Source organism: Flavobacterium olei (genome assembly GCF_039749035.1).
Taxonomy (GTDB): Bacteria; Bacteroidota; Bacteroidia; order Flavobacteriales; family Flavobacteriaceae; genus Flavobacterium; species Flavobacterium olei.
Genome location: NZ_JBDKWC010000004.1, coordinates 703,162 through 726,392, shown reverse-complemented (window position 1 = coordinate 726,392; position 23,231 = coordinate 703,162). Strand labels below are relative to the sequence as shown.

At 37.2% G+C, this 23,231-nt stretch carries 13 protein-coding genes and 1 pseudogene; 6 read left to right on the top strand and 8 right to left on the bottom strand.

Annotated elements, in window-relative coordinates:
* The 3 genes from ABEB31_RS13950 to ABEB31_RS13940 all read right to left on the bottom strand — a co-directional run.
* Positions 1-512 (bottom strand): DUF6443 domain-containing protein (locus tag ABEB31_RS13950; protein WP_347052237.1); only part of this gene is annotated, 512 nt, incomplete at its 3' end.
* A 16-nt stretch (positions 513-528) separates the two neighbouring features.
* On the bottom strand, positions 529-6,558 hold the full coding sequence (locus ABEB31_RS13945; protein ID WP_347052236.1) for a DUF5977 domain-containing protein: 6,030 nt from the start codon (positions 6,556-6,558) through the stop codon (positions 529-531).
* Position 6,559: 1 nt separating this feature from the next.
* Positions 6,560-8,176 (bottom strand): T9SS type A sorting domain-containing protein, encoded by a 1,617-nt coding sequence (locus ABEB31_RS13940; protein WP_347052235.1) that lies wholly within the window; start codon positions 8,174-8,176, stop codon positions 6,560-6,562.
* Positions 8,177-8,472: 296 nt separating this feature from the next.
* Between ABEB31_RS13940 and ABEB31_RS13935 the strand changes: the two genes are divergently transcribed.
* From ABEB31_RS13935 to ABEB31_RS13910, 6 genes and pseudogenes are all read left to right on the top strand, one after another.
* Positions 8,473-9,378 carry a LytTR family transcriptional regulator DNA-binding domain-containing protein gene (locus ABEB31_RS13935; protein ID WP_347052234.1) on the top strand — a complete coding sequence of 302 codons (906 nt, stop codon included), beginning with the start codon at positions 8,473-8,475 and terminating at the stop codon, positions 9,376-9,378.
* A 101-nt stretch (positions 9,379-9,479) separates the two neighbouring features.
* Complete coding sequence (locus tag ABEB31_RS13930; protein WP_347052233.1) at positions 9,480-10,634, top strand: acyltransferase family protein; 1,155 nt, start codon at positions 9,480-9,482, stop codon at positions 10,632-10,634.
* A gap of 225 nt (positions 10,635-10,859) precedes the next feature.
* Complete coding sequence (locus tag ABEB31_RS13925) at positions 10,860-12,566, top strand: FAD/NAD(P)-binding protein (protein ID WP_347052232.1); 1,707 nt, start codon at positions 10,860-10,862, stop codon at positions 12,564-12,566.
* A gap of 178 nt (positions 12,567-12,744) precedes the next feature.
* Positions 12,745-13,197 (top strand): annotated as a pseudogene (locus tag ABEB31_RS13920) (GAF domain-containing protein); the annotation flags it as partial.
* Positions 13,198-13,257: 60 nt separating this feature from the next.
* On the top strand, positions 13,258-14,730 hold the full coding sequence (locus ABEB31_RS13915) for an ATP-binding protein (protein ID WP_347052245.1): 1,473 nt from the start codon (positions 13,258-13,260) through the stop codon (positions 14,728-14,730).
* A 131-nt stretch (positions 14,731-14,861) separates the two neighbouring features.
* Positions 14,862-15,122 (top strand): hypothetical protein, encoded by a 261-nt coding sequence (locus ABEB31_RS13910; RefSeq protein WP_347052231.1) that lies wholly within the window; start codon positions 14,862-14,864, stop codon positions 15,120-15,122.
* A 174-nt stretch (positions 15,123-15,296) separates the two neighbouring features.
* Here the strand turns inward: ABEB31_RS13910 and msrA are convergent, their stop codons facing one another.
* The 5 genes from msrA to ABEB31_RS13885 form a co-directional block, all read right to left on the bottom strand.
* Positions 15,297-15,788: a peptide-methionine (S)-S-oxide reductase MsrA gene (msrA, locus tag ABEB31_RS13905; protein ID WP_347052230.1), complete on the bottom strand. Its 492-nt coding sequence runs from the start codon at positions 15,786-15,788 to the stop codon at positions 15,297-15,299.
* A gap of 101 nt (positions 15,789-15,889) precedes the next feature.
* Positions 15,890-16,297 carry a response regulator gene (locus ABEB31_RS13900; protein ID WP_347052229.1) on the bottom strand — a complete coding sequence of 136 codons (408 nt, stop codon included), beginning with the start codon at positions 16,295-16,297 and terminating at the stop codon, positions 15,890-15,892.
* Between the two features lie 217 nt (positions 16,298-16,514).
* Positions 16,515-17,807 carry a family 8 glycosyl hydrolase gene (locus tag ABEB31_RS13895; RefSeq protein ID WP_347052228.1) on the bottom strand — a complete coding sequence of 431 codons (1,293 nt, stop codon included), beginning with the start codon at positions 17,805-17,807 and terminating at the stop codon, positions 16,515-16,517.
* Between the two features lie 311 nt (positions 17,808-18,118).
* Positions 18,119-19,615 carry a RagB/SusD family nutrient uptake outer membrane protein gene (locus ABEB31_RS13890; protein ID WP_347052227.1) on the bottom strand — a complete coding sequence of 499 codons (1,497 nt, stop codon included), beginning with the start codon at positions 19,613-19,615 and terminating at the stop codon, positions 18,119-18,121.
* A gap of 9 nt (positions 19,616-19,624) precedes the next feature.
* Positions 19,625-22,633, bottom strand: coding sequence for a SusC/RagA family TonB-linked outer membrane protein (locus ABEB31_RS13885; protein WP_347052226.1), 3,009 nt, complete (start codon positions 22,631-22,633; stop codon positions 19,625-19,627).
* Between the last annotated feature and the right edge of the window lie 598 nt (positions 22,634-23,231).

Below are 23,231 nucleotides of genomic sequence, written 5' to 3'. Positions count from 1 at the left end.
TCCAGTTTTATTTCATGACCGCTTCCCATTGCCCACGAATTCCCCGGAGCTGCCTGTTTTAAGATTCTGTTTAACGGCGAAGGTTCAAATTGTTTTTCTGAATATGGATTGGATCCACCCTCATATAAGCTACTGTAAAATGAGTTAGAAGAACTCAGTATAGTGCTAGTATCAATTTTAGGATAATTTGTCCCGTTATCTGCCGCTGCAAAAGGCAGATGTTCTCTAATTTGTCTTCCAAAACCATCATATTCAACAGAGGTAATCAAATCCTCACCATTTCCTCCCTGACCTATAACCCTACTCTGTACAGGACGGCCCAGCCCGTCAAAATAGGTTAAATTCTGATTCATCTCATCCTTGGTCAGTGTATTTAGATTTGCTGACTGGACCGCTTTTTTAGGCGCGATCGTATAGATAAAATTATCATCGCTGAAGGTCTGCCCTACTGTGCTAAATACAGTAAAAAACAATAATAATAGCAGTACTATATATTTTTTAATTAAAATCATGTCTATCCTTTTACAGTTAATTTCTAACAACGTTTGTTAAAGTTACACTTACAATGCTTTTTCCGTTTATTGGAATTACTGCAGTTTTACCAGACGCATTAGCTTCGACAGTTACAATTGCAGATTGTGTGGATTGTTGTGTCCCTACTGTGCGAACATATATTATGTCAAAATACAATGTTGCACCAGCGTGAGTTCCGGTTGAAGCATATATATCTAAATAGAGCTGTTTTGTAATGGCACTAAATAATGACTCATAGGTAAAGGTCACTGGTTGTGGAATGGGCGTACACGTTGCATAAGCATTGGCATAAGCCTGTCCATTACTATAAAAGCTCACTGAAGCCATATTATCCGCATCAGCTTGTGAAACTGTTGAAGTATATGCCCCATAACCTACCGAATATGTAGCTGTACCTCCAGTATAATTTACTCCACAATTATTTCTTGTAAAAATTCCAGATTTAGCAACACTAAAAAATGTACAAGAAGCTTCATAATTTGCAGCATTTTGTCCATAGGTATCTATTGCGTTTTGCGCCTGCTGATCAGCCTTAGCCTGAGAAAAATTGCTGGAATAAGTCCCATAAGGTACTGAATATGTAAAGGTCCCAGGATCGGTATTAGCAGGGCAATTGTTTCTGTAAAATGTTTGGCTTATTGCAGCATTGTAGAATGTACAATTAGCATTGGCATTGGCATAAGTTTGTCCGTCGCTCATAAATTTAGAATATCCTAAACCATCAGCATCTGCCTGGGAGGCGGTGGAGGTAATTACACCAGCCGCCTGATTGTACACTATACTAGAGCCGGTTCCTCCTGCCGGGCAATTGTTTTTAGTAAAAGTACCACTTTGTGCAATACTATAATAAGTACAATATCCATTGGCGTTCGCATTAGCCTGTCCATCAGCAATGAATTTAGAATATCCTAATGCATCTGCATCTGCCTGTGAAATAGTTGAAGCTAGCGCACCCCAATTTTGTCCGTACGCTACACTTGAGCCCGCTCCTCCGGCAGGGCAATTGTTTTTGGTAAAAGTCCCATATTGGGCGGAACTATAAAAAGTACAGTAACCATTTGTATTTGCATAAGATTGTCCATTAGCATTAAAGAAATAAAGTCCTAATGCATCAGCATCTGCCTGTGAGGAGGTGGATGTCATAAAACCAGCTGGTTGTGTATATGAAACACTGGAACCAAATCCTCCCGAAGCACAATTATTTTTTGTAAACGAACCGTTTTGCGAGGCACTGTAATAAGTACAATAACCATTTGCATTGGCATAGGCTTGCCCGTCAGCATTGAATTTTGCGAACCCTAATGCATCTGCGTCAGCCTGTGATATTGTAGAAGTTATCGCACCAACTTGCTGATTGTAGACCACACTTGAGCCTGTTGCTGCCGTCGGACAATTATTTTTAATAAAAGAGCCGCTTTGCGCAACGCTATAAAAAGTACAGTATCCATTGTTGTTGGCATTTATCTGAACATCAGCATAAAATTTAGATAAAGCTAAGGCATCTGCTTCTGCCTGAGAATTTGTGGATATCATGGCTCCTGCTGGCTGACTATAGGCTACTGTTGAGCCAGATCCGCCTGCAGGACAATTCTTCTTTGTAGATGAGCCGTTTATGGCAACACTATAAAAAGTACAATTTGCGTTGGCATTGGCATATGCCTGACCATCTGTATTAAATTTAGATAATCCTAAAACATCAGCGTCGGCCTGAGAAATGGCTGAGGTTACCGCACCAACTGCCTGGCTATATGATACACTTGATGGTGTTCCTCCTACAGTACAATTATTCTTTGTAAATGTACCACTTTGTGCTATACTATAATACGTGCAGTAACCATTTGTATTTGCGTAAGATTGTCCATCATTTATAAATTTGGAGTAGCCTTGAGCATCAGCATCAACCTGTGAAATTACAGATGTCAAAGCTCCCGCCGCCTGGCTATAACCAACCATGGAACCGCTTCCCCCCGCTGTACAATTATTTTTCGTAAATGAAGCACTTTGAGCAACACTATAATAAGTACAATATCCATTGGAATTCGCATAAAACTGGCCATCGATCATAAATTTAGAATATCCTTGTGCATCTGCATCTGTTTGTGAAACTGCGGAAGTTATTGTTCCAGCTGGCTGACTATATCCAACAGCTGAGCCATCTCCCCCAACAGCACAATTATTCTTGTTAAAGGAACCGCTTTGAGCCACACTGTAATAAGTACAATACCCCGTAGCATTCGCGTAAGACTGGCCATCCATTATAAATTTAGAATACCCTTGCATATCAGCATCAGCTTGCGAAACTGTCGATGTCACTATTCCAGCCGGCTGACTATATATGACAGCTGAGCCAGCTCCTCCTGCGGCACAATCGTTCTTTCTGAAAGGGCCGCTTTGTGCGGAACTGTAATACGTACAATATCCGTTTGTATTGGCATAAGCCTGACCATCGATCTGGAATTTTGCCAATCCTAAAGTGTTTGCTTCGGCCTGTGAGACTGTAGAGGTTACAACCCCTTCAGCCTGACTGTAGTTTACAACTGAACCATTCCCTCCCGACGCACAGTTATTTTTGGTGAATGAGCCACTCTGAGCAGCACTTTTATACATCACAACACTGCCTGAGGTATTATCTCCACAGTCAATTGTCTGGCCCATATAATTGTAACAGTATTTCTGAAGTACATTTAAGTCCCTGTCTTTAACAAATTTTAATCTTCCTTCCTTATCATATTCATAATAGGAAGAAAACCCTTTGGGATCTGTAACACTCGTAACACCAACTAAAGGATTATAGGTGTATGTTGAAATAAACGCGTCTGAAAATGCATCTCTAAATAAGTTTAAGGCGTTTCTTAATTTTTGTTCAACACAATTCTCAGAAATACAGTTATCATTATCGCTAGTTGAAAGGGATTGGAGATTTGCAATAATTTCAGCTGAAATAGCATTATACGTTAGGTTTTCGATCTTAGCAATTGGCTGTGATTTGTTATAACCCCATACAATCGAAACAGGCATACCACTCTCAGGTGTATACTGCAAAACATTTCCTTTATCATCATATAAATCGTAAGTGATTTTTCTATCACTAGAGATATCGATTCCTGCTGCGCCCTTATTCGAATATACAGATTTAGGCAATAATAAATTACTTGTTGAAGTGCTTTTATCATAACTTGTTAATTGCTCTGATACTTTAGCCCCACCTTTAAATGTCTGAGTTTTCAAAGGGATGCCAACTCTGTTGGAAGTTTGCAATTCAATGACAAAAGGCTGTCCGGTCACTTCAGAATCACCTGCATAAAAGTATTTAGATTCTAAAACTTCGCCTTTTGAATTGATATTAGTTTGGGACGACAATTGCAGGTGCAACGGATTATTGTAATTGAAGGTCACCGTATTTTCGAGCTTTCCTGTAAGAGCATTGGATGAGTCATAAAAATAGCTGGTTTTTTGTGATGTTTTTTGGTAATACCAGAATAATGGCACTCTAAAATCTATCGGCTCAATACTTTGTAGAACCTCAATACCTCCATCCAGAAAATAAGGACAAGCTGGAGTAAAAGGATCCGAAGCATTTTCCCTAATATTTGTTGTTGAATTGCGAAATAACTTAAAACCAATATAAAACGAAGTTTTAGATTTATCTTCGAAATAAGTATTCTTTTCTTCTTCGACTATATAATTAGTCGTCCCAACTGTTTTGTATGTTTTTTTCGAAAGAACTTTCCCTCTTTTCCATGTCGTAGAAATTTGTACAGCGGGACTACCCAAAGGAATCTCATCCCCTCCCGTAGTAAACTCAAATTGTGTAAAACCATTGTTAGATTGATTTTTGACATCAACCTGCTTTTCTTTCACATATTGATAAACAATAGAATTTCCTTCTATTCCAAACCTTGAATTGGAAGAAATACTATAAGTACCTTGAGAATTTACTCCCGGCATACAAAGCGCTCCTTCCACATCACATGTATAATAATTATAATTAGTAAAAGTCTTTGTTGAGAAAGTAGTGGTCATTTCATTAATTAATTTTCCACTAGTACGACTTGGGTTGGTTATATCAGAATAATCAAATTCTTTTTTAAAAGCCAATGAATTATTGTTGTCATAATTTTCAATATTTTTAATTCGTAAGCCAGCGCCCAAATTATTTTTAGCCGTCGCATCATTATTTACATACTTGAGCTGTAAATTTTTAACACTATAGTACTGTCCATAAACTTCAATTTCAATCGTCCCTGATTGAGGTAGCGAAAGAGATATATTGTATGGTTGCCCAACCAGACTTCCTGAATTATAAACTTCATTAGATCCTGAAAATACCCGCACTTTTGCATAATGATATTTAAGTAATGTAGGATGATCACCCTCTGGCTTATCTAATTCAAATGTCAGTACTCCTGCAGCGTTGCTCGCTTCATAAGGTATTGAAACATAATTAACACAATCGGCAGGGTTGGTATTAAGGCAAACTGGCTCCTCATCAATCCCTGGTCCTTCTTTAACTGGTACTGTACCCCCTGTGCCCTGTACTACACTACTGTTTACTATAACCGGAACATATTTTTTAAAAATGTCAGGTCCATAAAATTGATTATTTTCATAATTAAATTTAGTCCAGCACTTTGTCCGATAGTGAATTTCTTTTAAAATTCCTGCCTGAATTGCGGATATACTTACAGAACGATCTGCCTTACCAACTTCCGTTGGATAGGGAGCACTTAGATAATGTTTTGGAATCAAATCAAGATTACTCAAACCATTATTGTAGCCAAAATAATCCTGCCCTTTTGATGTTTTTTCCGGTAAGGAAAGAGAAGAATAGATAAATTCCTCTTCACTTTCCCCAAATAAATTTACTATACGATCCAGTTTTAATCTTTTATCATTATAAGTGCTTCCAGTACTAAAATAAGAATATCCGAATGTGTATCCCTTAATACTTTCAAAGCCATCAAATGCAAGTTGTTGAATTTCTATTTTACTTAAATAACCATTTGTGGCTCCATTAAGTAAATCTTGCCTTCCCATATTTTTGGTAAACAAAACTCGGGACTTTCCATCATTAAAATAAATTTCTTTAATTTTTTTTAAGGTTGTTTCTGTATTACTTTTCTCGTCAATTACTTCTCCCACCATATTGGTAGTGACCGGACTTATACATCTAGCTCCATAAGTGGACTTCTTTGTGATATCAATTCTTTGCGAAAAACTCTTGTCGGTCAGAACCCCATCGCTCTGATAAACAAAATTTATTGTATTATTTGATGGGGTTTTAATTTCATCAACATACCAAGCGCTAATGTAATAATCACTATGAGTCATTGCCCTTACAGATGTTTCAGTGGTATTAAGGGTGTAAACATTTCCCTGCTTATCCGTGATTTTAAACGTTAAATCTGATCTATCTTGCCCACCAAGTTCTACTTTAAAGGCGTCTGGAGGAATCGTTACAACTTCATTGCTTGAAAAATTTTTAATATAAAAGCTACCATTCACGGTTGGAGATGAAAAAACATATATATCCTTAACTCTTGATCTATCAAGCTCAGGAGAAATCGAAGCTATAGCTTCATGTTTATACGGATGGAGTTTAAAATAATTGATAATTCCGTCCGCATCCGGAACTTCATCCACGTAAGGATTATTTTCATCAATTTCATCTCTTGGACTTAAAATAACCTGGGCTCCGGCATTTAAATTCCAGCCCAAACCAACCCAGGTTGCTTCCTGGTTTACCTTAATTCCAGAAGCATGGTAGTCTAAAGATATTGGTAATTTAAAATCTTTGATGTCTATAGTATATAATGGTATAGAAATTCCGGGAACTCCTGTCGACAGATCTACAGGATACTCGCCGTACTTTAAAAATGCAGCCGCCTCAGGAGACTTGGGAACAAAATCTGGCTTTGGAGTACTATTTTCTGTCTGTGCCTGTACACATTCAGAAAAACTCACGAATAATATTAAAAACAATAAAAAATCTACTGTCTTTTTAAAAAGTATAAAATGCTTCATTTTATTTACCTGTTATTCTTTTGATTACTTTAACCGATTCGGTCTTAACATCAGTCTGGATTTTAATGATATAAACGCCCTCCGCATAGTGAGTGAGGTCAACCGGAACTGTCCGGCTTGAAATATCAAAATGCTGCAGGGTTCGTCCCAGCATATCAAATACTGAAGCGGTTCCTTTGGTAAAATCATAGCCGATAATTACATTCGTATACGTAGAAACAGGGTTCGGTATTGCCTCAATACTCGCTTTAACTTTTTCGACTTTGGTTTTATCTTTTAGTTTGACCACCCAGAAGTCATTTGAACCTATACTAGAGTTCTTATCTTTTGAAGATCCATTAGAAGTGCCCGCCATCAAATATCCGCCGTCCCGGGTCTGAACCAATTTTCTAAGAATATCTTCGCCACCGCTTCCCACACTTTTACTCCAGATTTCTTCACCTTTATCACTAATTTTTAAAGCCATATAATCATTTATACCGTCTTTTTCTTTAGCAATTAATCCAACCGCTTTAGAAGTGAGACCTCCCTCTCCGGATCTCGGAGCTGAATTCCGTGCGTGTCCTCCTATCAAATAAGTATTGTCATCATTTTCAACTAAAGAGGTTAGAATATCCACTTTTCCAAAATCAAATGTTTTGCTCCAGACAACAGTGCCTTCAACATCCAGTTTAAGAATCCAGTAGTCTGTCCCGTTCAATACAATTCCACCTTCGGTAGTCAGGGCATTTGAACTGTTTGAATTCCCGCCCAAAATATAACCACCATCCTTACTCTCATGTATCACATAGGGCTGGTCATCACCATCTCCTCCGTAGGTTTTCTGCCACTGTATTATCCCTTCGTCATTTATCTTTACAATCCAATAGTCTCCAACGCCTTTGTTCGCGTCTGTCTTATCACCAGAAACTCCTGAATTAGAATATCCCGCGAGTATATAACCATTATCAGATGTCTGTTCCATGCTTCTAAGCAAGTCAGAGTATTGTCCTCCATAGGTTTTCTGCCATTCAATACTGCCTTCCTTATTTAGTTTGACGATCCAGTAATCCATATTACCCCTGCTTTTTTCTGATTTTGCATACGGATCAGTACCGAATGATTTTTCATTCAATTTGGAACTTGAAATTGATTTTGGACTAGAGCTCGAAGACCCTCCTAAAATATACCCCCCGTCCCGCGTCTGGAAAGCACATATCAGTTCTTCCTGCCCGTCACCACCGATGGTCCTTTGCCACTGCTCGTCTCCCGCCGCATTGAGTTTGATTACCCAAAAATCTGAAAGACCTTTGCAGTTCTCTTTTTTCTGAAAACTTTTGGATGAACTGGAAGTCCCGGCAAGAATAAACCCACCGTCACTCGTATTTTTTATACTTTGAAGAAGATCAAAACCGGAACCGCCGAAACTTTTCTGCCAGTCCAGATCCCCGTTTTCTTTCATCTTCCAGATCCAGTAATCTAAATCGCCGTGATTTTCCTGCTCTTTATTTCCTGTTTTGTCAGATAAGGAACTGCCCGCCAATATAAAACCGTAATCGGCTGTGGGCTGGGCATCAAAAAGATAATCGGCATTTTTTCCTCCATAGGATTTCTCCCAAAGAATGTCCTGGGAATACATAATAAAGGGAAATAAAAAAAGGAAAAGTAGGTAAAGTTTCCGCATACGCATTAATTAAAATTTGGATTATTATAATATGCGGCGAATATATCTCGATAAAACCTAATTTCTTTACGTCTTTCCGTAAAAATTTAACTTTTGTTTAAATTAAATTATAACGCCATAAGTTTAAGGTTATAACGTCATAGATAAGTATCAAAACCAAATCAAAAAGATCAAATAATTCGCACCCCGGCCACATATAAAATCAGTAGCGAATTTTTTATTTTGTATTTTTACCCGATCAAAATTAAAATATGGGATTTTACATCAATACCACACATCTCAGCAGCGAAATTGAATATCCTCGCCGGTATCAGTCTCAAAATCTTATTAAATCCTCGGGGGTTGTATTTCTGATCATTATACTTTTTTTATTATTCTTTAAGCCTTTCGGAGTCTACGATCCGGAGTTGCGAATGCATTATTTGTTCATCTGTTTTTTTCATGCCTTTGCTCCTGCCTTTATGTTATTTACTTATTTTAATACGCTGAACTTTTCCAGAAGAAAAAAAAATCAGACGAACTGGAATTTACTTTTAGAATACTTTCATATTGGAATTTTATTAATGCTTATTGGCACGGCAAGCTTTATCATGCGTGATTTACTCTATACCAATCCCGATAACTGGTCTTGGAAGTATTTTTATGAGGAAATTAGAAATTGCTTTGTGGCCGGTATTTTCTTTTATTTCTTTATAAGATTATCCAGTTTCTACTGGGAGTCAAAAAAAGGTGCTCCATTTGTGGTTCAGTTTACGCCTTTAGTTACCGAATCTCAAAAAATAGCTTTAAAAAACGATCTCTTTATCAGCACACAGGTTAAACAGGATGATTTCAGACTAAACATCGATGAATTAATTTTTGTCAAAGCAGATGGAAATTATATTGAATTAACAAGATCAGAAGGGAACAAAATTTTCACAGAGGTCAAGAGAATTTCCTTAGCTCAATTTGAAACCCAGATAGCAGATTATCCGCATTTCTTCAGATCTCACAGGACTTATCTTGTAAATATGTATAAGGTCGAAAAAGTTTCCGGAAACTCACAGGGTTATTACTTATCCTTTAGTGAAATTAATATCAAGATTCCCGTTTCAAGAAAACAAGTTGGTAATTTTAACAGCTGCTATCAGAAGCTTAGAAATAGTGCTATTGCTTAACCTAGTTACCGGTAACAAAAGGTAGTTACTGGTAACAAGGCCCTGTAATAACGCATTTTCTTGTTGTAGGTTTGCCATTCATAACGCAAACCAATTTATTTATGACAACCACAATTAGCACGCAAAAACAAGATTCGGTTCCTTCAGACAAATTATTTTTCATAGACAACATTAAAGTCATTCTGACGATATTAGTTGCACTTCATCACAGTGTTATAGCGTACAGTTCATCTGAAGGATGGTATTATACAGAACAAACCAATTATCTGGGAGCGCGAATTCCCATGACGCTATTTTTAAGCATAAACCAATCCTTTTTTATGGGGTATTTCTTTATGCTGGCAGCTTACTTTACAGGTACATCTTATAGCAGAAAAGGAACTAAACAATTTATTAAAGATCGCTTGCTTCGTTTAGGAACTCCGGTGATGTTTAATTCTTTTATACTTTCCCCCTTCATCAGTTATCTGGTTTATTTTTTCGCCAAAGGGCATAGGATCGGTTATTTTGATTATTTAAGCAAATATGACAGCTGGATCGATCTGGGTGTGACCTGGTTTATTGCTGCTCTTTTGATTTTTACACTAACCTACGTTGGGGTAAAGAAAGCAGTAAACATTAGTTTTAAAACAGATATGGCAGCACCAGATACAAAAGTTATATTATTCTTTGCCTTTGCATTGGGAATTCTTAGCTTTCTGGTTAGAATTCTTTTTCCAGTGGGATGGGTTCTTCAACCGGTCGGATTTCAATTGGGTCATTTTCCGCAATACATCGCCCTGTTTATAATTGGTTTAATTGCCGCAAAAAATAACTGGTTTCAAATGATTTCTGAAAAAACAGGCAGACAACTTAATAGATCGGCAGTTTTATGTCTCTTATTTTTTCCGATTTTTTTTATTATTAAATTTAAACTCAATACGCCTTCCGATTGGTTTTCAGGCGGTTTGCACTGGCAGGCATTATTGTATGCCGTATGGGAACAATGGATTGGAATATCCATACTCACTGCGTTATTGATCAAGGGAAGAAAGAGCTGGAACTTTAACTCCCAATTAAAAGCTAAATTATCTCGTTGCAGTTTTGCCGTCTATATCTTCCATCCGTTGGTAATAGTTGCTGTTACAATAGCCATAAGAAACTGGACCACAGATCCTGCAGTAAAACTACTTGTTGCAGCTCCTGTCATAGTCGTACTGAGTTTTCTACTGGGATCGCTTATTATATTAATTCCCGGCATCAAGAAAATTATTTAAGTAGTTCTTTAATTGTATCATCTTTCGAGAACAGTTAAAAGTATTGACTAGGTATTTTTTCCTGTTAATCCTAATTTTCTCGATTAAATTTAAATTGAAATCGCAGTATATGAAAATATTGTAAGAAGCAACACAGTATCTCACCTGTAATTTTGCAACAAAGTCATTGAAATCATGTAATGCCTGCTTTTTTAAATGAAACTATCTTAGTGTAAAATTTTTAAATTGGAAAAAAACATAAAGCGAATAGCAATTTTAGGAGGCGGACCCAGCGGTTTGTTCCTTTATAAAAGGCTTGTAGAATCAGATAATACAGATATTGAAATTACAATTTACGAACGTAAAGACAAACTCGGCGCTGGTATGCCATACAGCTCTGAAGGTGCAAATGACGAACATGTGACAAATGTATCGGATAATGAAATTCCGCACATTGTCAATTCTATTGAACAATGGCTGCAGACTGCACCAACAGAACTACTGGAAAGATTTAATATAAATCCTGCCCAATTTAATGAATACAAAGTACTTCCAAGAATTTTATTTGGCTATTATCTTTCGTCGCAATTTGATTTGCTCCGGGAAATCGCTGCCACAAAAGGAATTACTACTCATATTCATTATAAAACCAATGTACTCGACATATCTTACAATCAGCAGGAAAAGACAGTAGGTATTGAAACTGCTGCCGGAAAAACAGATTTTGATTATGCAGTTATTTGTACCGGACATAACTGGCCTACCCGTTACGAAGGCAAAGTAAAAGGTTATTTTGATGCTCCGTATCCTCCTTCAAAACTTGCTTTGACATTCAACCATACTGTAGCCATTAGAGGATCTTCTCTCACGGCGATTGACGCTATACGAACGCTGGCTAGATACAATGGGAAATTTATCAAAGACAAAGAAGGTAATATAACTTTCGAGAAAGCAGCTGAAAGCGATTCTTTTAAAATGATCATACACTCCCGAAGCGGTCTACTGCCAGCGGTACGTTTTCATTTGGAAGATTCCCATTTATCGAATGATTCGCTTCTTACGCGGGAAGAAATAGACGACCATCGCAAAACTAATGATGGTTTTTTATCACTCGATTTTATTTTTAAACATAATTTCAAGGAAGTTTTCCGCGAAAAAGATCCTGAATTTTATCATCGTATTAAAGATTTTTCTATTGAAGAATTTGTTGATGAAATGATGGAACTTCGCGAACGTCTGGATCCGTTTCAGCTTTTGAAAGCGGAATACATACAGGCAGAGAAATCCATAAAAAGACAGGAATCTATTTATTGGAAAGAAATGCTGGCGGTTTTGAGTTTTGCCATGAATCATCCTGCTAAATATCTTTCTGCCGAAGATATGCAGCGATTGCAAAAAGTTTTAATGCCATTAATTTCTATTGTTATTGCTTTTGTGCCACAGAAATCCTGCAGTGAACTGCTGGCTTTACATCAGGCCGGTGTACTGAATATTATCGCAGTTAACGATGATAGCAGTGTAGAACCTCAAAATGGCGGCGGTATTCTTTATAACTTTAAAGACGCAGATCAGGAGGACCAGTCCGTTTTTTATAAAACATTTGTCGATTGTATCGGACAGCCGCATTTGTCTTTTGATGATTTTCCTTTTAAAAGTCTGCTGTCTCAAAAAGAGGTGAGTCGCGCAAAATTGAAATTTAAATCTAATGAATCTGCCGTTATTGCTTTAGACAACGGGAATTTACTGGTCGAAAAAGACGCTCAGAACAATTATTTTTTAAACGTTTCCGGAATTGCTATTAACGACAATTTTCAAATCATTGACCAGTATGGAGCTTACAATGAAAACATTTTTATTATGGCTGTACCGTATATCGGAGGATTTAACCCCGATTATTCCGGACTGGATTTTAGCGAAGCAGCTTCTCTGAAGATTGCCTCCAGCATCTTATAAAACAGATCTAATCGGGCAGTCGGAGGAAATATATGGGGTGAAATTTTGAATGATATTCGATTTGGACCAAAGTTTGATATATAGAATTCAATAACTTGAAATTATATAAGCAACTGGTATTCAAAGTATAAAAAGTTACAAAGCTGTTTGTGTAATTTGATGTCTAAAATTTTTGACTATGGAAGCTTCCGATCTGTCCCATAACGAATCCGAACGTCTTGATGCCCTGAAACGCTATAATATACTAGAGACTTTGCCCGATAATGCGTTTGACGATGCTACCGCACTGGTATCTTATATCTGCGAAGTACCTATCGCTTACATTTCATTTGTTGATAAAAGCAAACAGCTGTTCAAATCAGAAATTGGACTTGGAAATTACGATGCACCGCGGCAAATTACCTTTTCGCGTTATACGATAATGGACTCCAAACTGGTAGAAATTCCTGATACGCTGCTTAATGAACGTTTTCAGGACGACCCTGATGTCAAGGGCGGTCTTAAAATGAGATTCTATGCCGGAGTACCCTTACGAACACCCGACGGCTACAATATCGGGGTTTTATGTGCAGCCGACCGTATACCTCGGGAGCTTAACGATAGTCAGCGCCTTGCTCTTTTAATCGTCGCCCGACATGTTATAAATACACTGGAACTTGGAACAAAAAACAGCGAACTTGCCAGTCAAAAAATGATTGCCGAACGTGCCGTAGCCGCTAAGGACAGTTTTCTGGCCAATATGAGTCACGAGATCAGGACTCCGCTCAATGCCATTATAGGTTTTACCGAACTGCTGGCGGGAACTGCTCTCGACAATCAGCAACGTGATTATGTTAAGGATGTCCAGACAGCCGGCGATAATCTGCTTTTGATTGTTAATGATATTCTGGATCTTTCTAAAATTGAATCCGGCGGACTCAGTCTGGAGCTTCAGCCTTTTGAGCTAAAGAAAGCACTGCGTCACGTATATGATCTGCTAAAGGTAAAAGTTCCCCAGGCCGTAGAATTCAACCTCTATCTCGATGCTGAACTTCCTGAAACGGTAACCGGTGATCAGGGAAGACTGAATCAGATTATAATGAACCTGGCAGGAAATGCTCTCAAATTTACCAGTGAAGGCGAAGTGACCATAGCGGTAAAAAAGATGGAGGAAACAGATGATTCTTATGTAATACGCTTTTCAGTAAAAGACACCGGTATCGGCATATCAGATGATCACCTGGATATTATTTTCGAACGCTTTACCCAGGCCGAAGAAAGCACGACCAGAAAATTTGGAGGTACGGGACTTGGACTCAGTATTGTAAAGAAGCTGGTTGGCATGCATGGCTCGAGCATACATGTTAAAAGCCGTAAAGACAGGGGTTCGGAATTCTACTTCACCATAACCTATCAAAAAACGTTTGAACAGACTGAACGCCAAAAGGTACAACAGGTTAATGATTTGGGAAGACTAAACATCTTGCTGTGTGAGGATAATCTTTTAAATCAGAAACTGGCGCAGAATGTAATTGAGAGTTTTGGGTTTGATATTGACATTGCCGAAAATGGCGACCGTGGTATCGAACTGCTTTCTGAGAATTCTTACGATCTGGTGCTCATGGATCTTCAGATGCCGCTTCGTGACGGTTATCAGACTACGAGTTATATCCGCAAGGAATTACAAAATTCCATTCCAATTATAGCCATGACCGCGCACTCCCTTGCCCGGGAACAGGATCGCTGTTATGATGCGGGTATGGACGGCTATGTCCCAAAACCCTTTAAACAATATGAGTTACTGGAAGCCATTAAAAGCGCCCTCAAAAAAGAACCCCGGTCCACAAAACGTCACATCGCCAACCTTTCGCGAATTGAAGAAACTGACCGTTTAAAACCGGGCTGGAAAAAAGAAGTGACTACCCAGTTTATAGAAAAGGCACCGCTTGAACTCGCAGCATTTAAAAAAGCGATTAAAAGTTCCGACTTTAAAGCGGTTGCACAAATAGCCGAACAGCTTCAGATCTGGATGCATCTTTTTCTTCTGGATGGACTGAGTATGCATTTGTCTGCTATTGAAAGAGAAGCGCACAAAAAAGAATTCACAGTCGAAACAGCCGACAGCATCGAAATTCTGAGCTGCAGTATGGAGGAAATAGTCACGAATCTGCAGCAACAACAGTAAAATTTTCTTCTTTTTATCTGTATAAATTCATTTCTATTCTAAATATAATAAAGGAAAAGAAAATTGAGGTATGGGCTGAGGGTTTAAAACTAAATACTCATCCAATTCGTATATAAAATAAAAACCGGGCTATGATTATTACAACACTGCGTCTACATGCAAAAATCTATAGTTATCTCAAATTAAACCAGCACCGTTCTGTGCCGTTTAAAGAGTTGTGCAATTTTGTTTATCATTGCGAAGAATCGCAGATTTCAAACGATTATTTTCCTACTGAAATACAATCTCAAATGTATGTCATGGATTTGCTGATTTTTCTTTCTGATTTGCAGTTAATTACCTTAAATGAAATCACTGACCAAAGCAGTATCAGTTTGTTGAGTCAGAATTAGTGCTACTCTTTACTAAACATTTATTCTCTCTGAAAGTAACTGTTTATTAATGACCAGCCAGATTTTATTCACAAATAAATAACAGCTTTCTGCACAAATAAAAAAGCCGTTCAGACTCAAAGAATCTGAGCAGCTTGAATGTTATTATAAGATTTTTATAATTTGAAATCTATTTTATAAAAAAGTACCAAAACGCTCAAAATGGCAGGTGTATCCGTTTGGATTCTTTACCAGATAATCCTGATGATATCCTTCTGCAGGCCAGAATTCGGCCATTGGCTCAAGCTGTGTTACCACACGACCGTTCCATCGACCAGAATTATTGACAATTTCTATCACTTCTTCCGCGGTTTGTCTTTCCTCTTCATCGTGCAAAAATATAGCCGATCTATAGCTGGATCCCCTGTCATTTCCTTGTCTGTCTACCGTTGTAGGGTCATGCACACGAAAAAAATAATCGAGTAATTCCTTATATGAGGTTTGACGCGTATCATACGTAATTTCGAGTCCTTCGGCGTGTCCGGGATGGTTTTCATACGTAGGATTTGTGTTTTCACCACCTATATATCCCACTTCTGTATTGACTACTCCGGGACGAACCCTGAATAAATCTTCCATTCCCCAAAAGCATCCGCCTGCTATGTAAGCTTTCTTTATATTTTCCATAATCCTTATTTTAATATACTTTATTTCCAAAATTTAAAACTGTAAGATACTAAAGTTATCATAATCTGCAACCCCTTCAAAATATGAAATTACATTCAAATTTAGTCCGATCTCAAAGAAGGAAGTTTCAAATGGATCATTTCCTGCAGGGCTTTAATAAGGTCGCTGAAATCGCCCTGCTTTTTAAGAAAGCCTGCGGTTTTATGTTTTTCTACCAGCTCTTTGAGAGCTACTTTAGAATGACCGGAATAGAATACTACCGGAATTTTTTTAATACCCTTAATCCCGCGAAGCAATTTCATAAATTCACCTCCGTCAAGATAAGGCATATAATAATCCAGGAATATAATATGCGGAAGCTTTTTGCCTTCCTTTAATTTTTTTAGTGCATCGAGTGCATTATTTTCAACCGAAATTTTGATCGAATCATCAACCGCTTTTACAGCCATGGTGAATATTTCCGCATCATCAACATCGTCATCAACCAGTAAAATGTAGTTATATTTCATTCTTCTAAAGTAAAAAGGGTGTACAAAACTTTCCTTATTAAATTGTCGTGATAAGTTACGCAATTCCCAGTACTATTTTTAATTCCCATTATAAATATAGCAATTAACTTAGTCATAATTTAATACAAAATTTGAAACCGATTGCCGTTGATTGCTAATTGCAAAAAAAAACCTGAGAAACAATTCTCAGGTTTTAGTAATACATTTCAAAGTAACTCTAATTTTTGGGCGTTATAATTTGATATTTACCGCTAAGATGCATCAAACTAAAGAGATGCATTAATCCATCATAATATGGATCAAAATAACCATCTTCATAAGGTTCAAGTTTAGCGTTCCACACCGCATGAACAAAATCCATACTGTCTTTATTGTGATTTACAAGTGAGGCTGTCGCTGCTGTTGAAACTAATCCGATCGAATGTCTCAGTTTTTTGACCGGACCGGCCTGAAGTATAAAATCTGGTGTAGTACCATCAATATTATACTGATCTACATAAGTATCCAATCCTTTTGATCGTAGAAAATTCTGAAAACGGGCTGCGTAATCTTCCTGCCATTTTTTATCTTTTCCGTACCAGGTATAATCCATCGCTATATTCATGGAAACACGCCAGGAATCGTAACGAAATGCTGCAGGCATCCAGGATGTAGAATGTGGTTCCCCGTTAAACTCGGTGTAATCTGCATTTAAACCGGTAACAGGATGACAGGCTTTATGCAAAAAATTACGGGAAACTTCCGCGCATTCTTTGTAGAACTCTTCATGTCCGTCTTTCGCATACAAAGCCCATATTTCATAAAAGGCAGGAACATGGTAAGAAGGATCAGTCCAGTTATAACCTCCTCCTTCGGGAACAAATGTTATTTGCTTGTGCTCTGTGTTTATAATATTGTACACATTTCCGGTCCCATCCTTTTTCCACATAGTATCCAATATTCTTCTTGCTTCTTTATAGTAATTTATTCCCGTATTGTTGCCCCATTTATTAGATGCAAAAAGCAGACTGGTAATATAATATAATTCTCCGTCTGAAGCAGAGCCGGCAGAATTTTGTTTTTTAGTCTGTGGATTAACGCTCCATGCGAAATAAGCTTCCCGCGGACCATCCTGATGCTGCATGTATTTTACCGACCACCTCCAAAGACGGTCAAAAACTTCTTTTTTATCGAGCTGCACTGCAATCATCATTCCATACGACATTCCTTCAGTTCGGGCATCATTGTTTTTAATATCAGAAACATATCCTAACGAATCTCCTTCTTCAAAATAAACTTTTGTTGGTCCCTCAAAAACATCGTAATAGGCTTTTGCCAATTTTTTATCTATATCAGCCTGAGCGTAACCTGCTTCTTTAAAAAGATTACGGTATTGAGGTCTTTTTGCTGTTTGGTCTGACTTATTTTTATTTTGGCTAAAAGTCGATACCGGAACAATCAACCCAAAAAACAGCATATAAATCAAAATACTTTTCTGGTATTTATTGTTGGAATTTTTCTTTGAAAACATATTTATTACTTTTAATTGAAATGCAAAATAGCACAAGTTATTCTTTATATGACGAACCACGAAAGCATGATTACAAATCACTTAACCTTAATTAACCCATTGTAGTTTGTATAATTTTAATGGTACCATCCTTATTGTAATACATCTAATCGACACAAATAGAACGCCTGTAAATTTGGATTCTTGATTAGGATAATAAATAGCAATTTTTAGCTGTTTTTTTTGATCGCCTCGCTGCATAAATAATAAACAGCGCAATTATTGCGCTGTTTATCAAACACTAACTTAAACTAACCAAAATTTAAATTCTCTTAATAACCAGGATTATTATCGCTTGGCTTTATATTAGGATTCGAAGAGGTTTCTCTGTTTGGTATTGGCCATAATTCGCTTTTACCTGCGGTAAAACCTGTTCCCTGTAGTTCTGTATCTGCAATTCCCCATCTTATAATATCATCAAAACGGGATTGTTCTCCGGCAAACTCAACTTTACGTTCGTGAACAATAGCGGCAAATACGGCCTCTTTTGTGGCTGCAATATTTGTTGTTAAATTAGCTCTGTCCCTCACCTCTTTAATGTATGCGATTGCTGCTGTTTGCGAACCTCCGGCCCTTTGGTTTTCACATTCGGCTTTCATAAGCAATACATCTGCATAACGCATTACTTTGAAGTTAATACTGGATCGTGTCGCTTCATCTTCTCTTACATAATAGTTTTGATATTTTTTCCAGCCCGCTCTCCTGATACCGGCAGAAGTTGTAAAATTACTTGCTGTCATCACCTTAGTTCCTTTTAGATAAGTTGATCCCGGCACATAAAAAGTATCACCAAAACGATTATCGCCGGCCTCATAAGAATCCAGTAAATTGTCTGATGGATATACATTATACCAGCTCAGGTTACCATATTCCTGACCTCTGAGTGTTGATTCCTCAAAACCGGTTCCTCCACTGTCACCAACAGCTCCCCATTGATCTCCTGTTCCGTTTTTCTCGTCAAACTCAATTTCAAAAATAGATTCTTTTCCATGTTCCGTCTCTTCCATAAAGTTGTTGTAAAAACTGCCTTTATCCTCAAGACTGTATCCTGTCACATTATTTAAGGCAGTCAGCGCCTCATCGTATTTCTTTTCATACAATAATACTTTACCCAAATACGCATAAGCAGCTTCTTTATTAGCTCTTCCTGAAGTTTCTGAGGCTTTCGGCAAAAGATTTTGAGTCGCAAATACAAGATCCTGTTCGATCAGTGCGTATACTTCTGCTTTCGGGCTTCTGGCTTTACCTATAATAGTAGCTGTTTTATAAATTGGAATATCTCCAAAACGTTTCACCAACAGAAAATAATAGTAAGCTCTTAAAAAATGAGCTTCTCCTAAAAATTTATTTTTCTGTTCCTGAGATAAAATTGAGTTGGATAACGCATTGATTTTATCTTCATTATCCAAAACAAAATTAGCTCTGGAGATTCCGATGTAACAAGATTCCCAATAATATTGAATGATGTCATTACCGGCATTAAAAGAAAAATCCTGAAAAGGTTTTTTATTTCCTTCCAATTGCGGATTTCCTAGTGCGTCGTGCCCCATTAGGTCCATAGCGAAGAAAAAATTTCTTCCGTAAAGTCCTCTTGTCTGTAAATTGGCATAAGATGCATTTACGGCAGATTGTACCTGATCTTTAGTTTTAAAGAAGGTTTCCGGCGATAAGGTATTAGGATTCGTTAATTCTAATTCACTTGTGTCACATGAAGTTATGGTTAAAACTCCCGACAATACTATAAGTATATATTTTATTTTTTTCATCATTTTTATATATTAAAATGTAACATCAAGTCCAAAAATCACCGATTTTGGCTGTGGATATCTTCCTAAATCAATACCTGCAGAATTTGCATTTGCATCTGCACGTGCAATTTCCGGATCCAGACCGCTATAATCTGTTATCGTAATAAGATTTTGTCCGCTTACATAGAATCTAACTTTTGAAAAATAAGATTTAAATGCATCTCCTGATAATGTATACCCAATTGCAATATTTTTTAATCTGGTATAAGAACCATCTTCAATATAACGCTGGTTTGCAGATGACCAGTTAATGTCTGCACCCTGCGCCCTTGGCAAAGTTGCCGATGGATTGCTTACTACTCCGTTTACCACTATTGCTCTGTCCAGAACATCTGTACCCGCATTAAACAAACGGTTCATTCCTTTTAAATCGAAGGTATTCGCATTATAAATATCATTTCCCTGTACTCCCGATATAAAACAATTGAAATCGAAATTTTTGTAAGCTGCAGTAAGATTTAACCCGTAAGTAAAATCCGGATATGGATTTCCAATATTTGTTTTATCTTCTGAATTGATTACTTTATTACCATCACGGTCAACAATTTTCAGGTCTCCCGGTTTTATAGAAGTTTGTCCGGGTCCAAAAACTGCATCAACTTCGGCCTGATTCTGGTAAATTCCATTGGTCTGATATCCGTAGAAATAAAATAATGGCTGTCCTACTTCCAGTCTGGAGAAGTTTTCCAGACCCGCTCTCGCTGCCGGTCCGCCTAACACACTGGTTACTCCCGGTGCTAAACTGGTTACTTCATTTTTACTCGTTCCTAAATTCGCTGTAGCAGACCAGGTAAAATCACCTTTTCTGTCATTATAACCTAATGATACTTCGAATCCGCTCACTTTTACGTCTGCAATGTTTTGAATTTGAGTTCCGCCCCCCGCAGATCCCACAGAAGCAGGAAGAGGCACTGCAAAAAGAATATCACTACTTTTATTGTTGAAATACTCGAATGACCCTGTGAATTTTTCATCAAATAAACCAAAGTCCAAACCTATATTTCGGTCCATTTTTGATTCCCATTTCAGATCAGGATTAGAAGCTACACCTAGAGAAACTCCGGGTGCATTTTCGCCGCCAAGCGGATAATTATAACTGGCCAGCAAAGTAGCGCTGTACTGGTAATTGTCGATTCTGTCATTTCCTGTTGTTCCGGTACTTGCTCTAAGTTTTAAGGTACTAAAAACTGAGTTTTCCATAAAACTTTCTTTAGCAATATTCCATCCTAAAGCAACAGAGTAAAAATTACCCCAGCGGTTATTCGCTCCAAATCGTGAAGAAGCATCTCTACGTCCTGAAACAGCCAGCAGGTACTTATCATTATAATCATAATTGATACGGGCAATGTAACCGATGTTTTTTTCTACATAATTCGCAGAACTTAAACTCCCCTGATTGTATCGAAGCTGATCAATTTCATTCGAAATATTATAACGGCTTCCCGCTGCTAAATTTTGAGATTTTCCGTCGATTTTAGTAATAACCCCCAGTACTTCAATATTATGTTTCTCTGCTATAGTAGTTTTATAATTTAAACTATTATCAAACACAATAGTCTGCCCCTGACCGTTTGTTTCATTAGTAGTAGAAAATTCCTGTTTATGATAAGAACCGTCCTGAAAACTCGGAACAAAAGTGTGGTCTTTGCTTGTATAATAATCCAATGAAACCTGTGATCTGAATTTCAGACCTTTATAAATATCTAACTCAGCAAAAATATTTCCGATGATAGATAAACCGTTAATTTTCTGATATCCTAAGTTCGCAACACGTACAGGGTTTTCTGCATCATTACCATCGATAGCACTTGGTCCCTGATATCCGCCCGGATTATTTTCATTGTAAATAGGCAGATAGGGAGCCGATTTTATGGCATGCTCCAGTAACGTTCTTCCTCCTGAACTGCGCTCCGGATTTGTCGTACTAAAAGAAACTCCGATATTACTTCCTATTTTAAGTTTTCCGATATCCTGTGTATTATTAGCCCTGAAAGAATAACGCTCAAAACCGGTATTTATAATGGTTCCCTCCTGTTTCATATATTCTGCAGAATAGCGCGATGTAGAAGTCTCTGAACCATTAGAGAAACTCAGGTTGTAATCCTGCATCAGGCCGGTTTGAAAAATCTGATCCTGCCAGTTGGTGTTTATATTTCCAAATTCGGCTGCTCTTGCTGTTAAATCACTCCCTAAATCCTTAGCATACTGAAGGTATTGCTGGGTATTTAAAACATTGTATCTTTTGGTAACTTCCTGACCTCCCACGTAAGTGCTGAAATTGAGCTGACCCGGGCCTTTTTTTCCTTTTTTGGTTGTTACCACAATAACGCCATTAAATGCTTTGGAACCATATAAAGCCGTAGTAGATGCGTCTTTTAAAACCGAAATACTTTCGATATCATTCGGACTCAAACCGGAAAGATTCCCTGTTAATACCCCATCAATTACATACAACGGAGCACTGTTTCCCATTGTCGAAAGACCACGAATACTAACTGTAGGGTTTGAACCCGGCGCACCGTTTACAACCGTAACTCCAGCCGCACGACCTTGCAGCGCAGATTCTGCGTTTGTAATTGGAACAGCAACAATATCTTTTGAACTTACTGTTGAAATGGCCCCTGTTACTTTGGTTCTTTTTTGAGTACCGTAAGCGACTACCACTTCATTTAAGGTTTGGGTAGATTGTGCGAGTGTAACATTGATTGAACTGCGGTTTCCCACAGTTATTGTCTGAGAAATCAATCCGACAAAAGAAAAGGTTATTTTATCTGTGGGATTTACTCCGCTTAAAGAATATTTACCGTCAAAATCAGTTGACGCACTATTCGTAGTGCCCTCTATAATAACACTGGCACCAGGTAACGGAATTCCGGAAGGATCTGAAATGACACCCTGAACGGTCTTTGATTGTGCCATTATGATCTGACTGCTCACTAACAGCAGTCCGATTAATGCAATTTTGAAATTTAATTTCATACTAAATGGTTTTTTGTTTGGTTTAAATAGTTTGTTGAAATCTGAATTAGTGCGGTTGTTTGTATCGATTATGAAACATTATATTAATAAGTGGTCAATTTATTAGTACATAATATATTTCACTGAGAATCAATTGATACATTACAACATCAAACAAATATAGAAAAACAATTACAAAAACAATCGGTTGTTTTATTATTTTTTTAAATATTATTCAAAAATTAATAATAATAAAAACACATAAAATAATTATAAACTAAATTTAATGAATATATAATAATTAAGAAATGTTTAAAAAAAGAAAATGTAGCGATTTGGTAATCAATTATACCATTTTATAAAAAAAATATAATTGTCATAATTCCTAAAAATGCGGAAATAAGTAAGTTAAAGATTATAAATTGATGTTTTTTGAAAGTGTTTTACTATTTTTAAGCTATAATTTAATGACATCAAACATTAATATTAGATTTCATAACAATCGGTTGCCAGCTTCTTAATTATAAAAAATGAATTATGTTGCTTTTGAGGCATCAAATTTTTGAACCAGAAATTAAGTGATTAGGATTTAGCCTTTAAAAGAAAAAAAACCATCTGA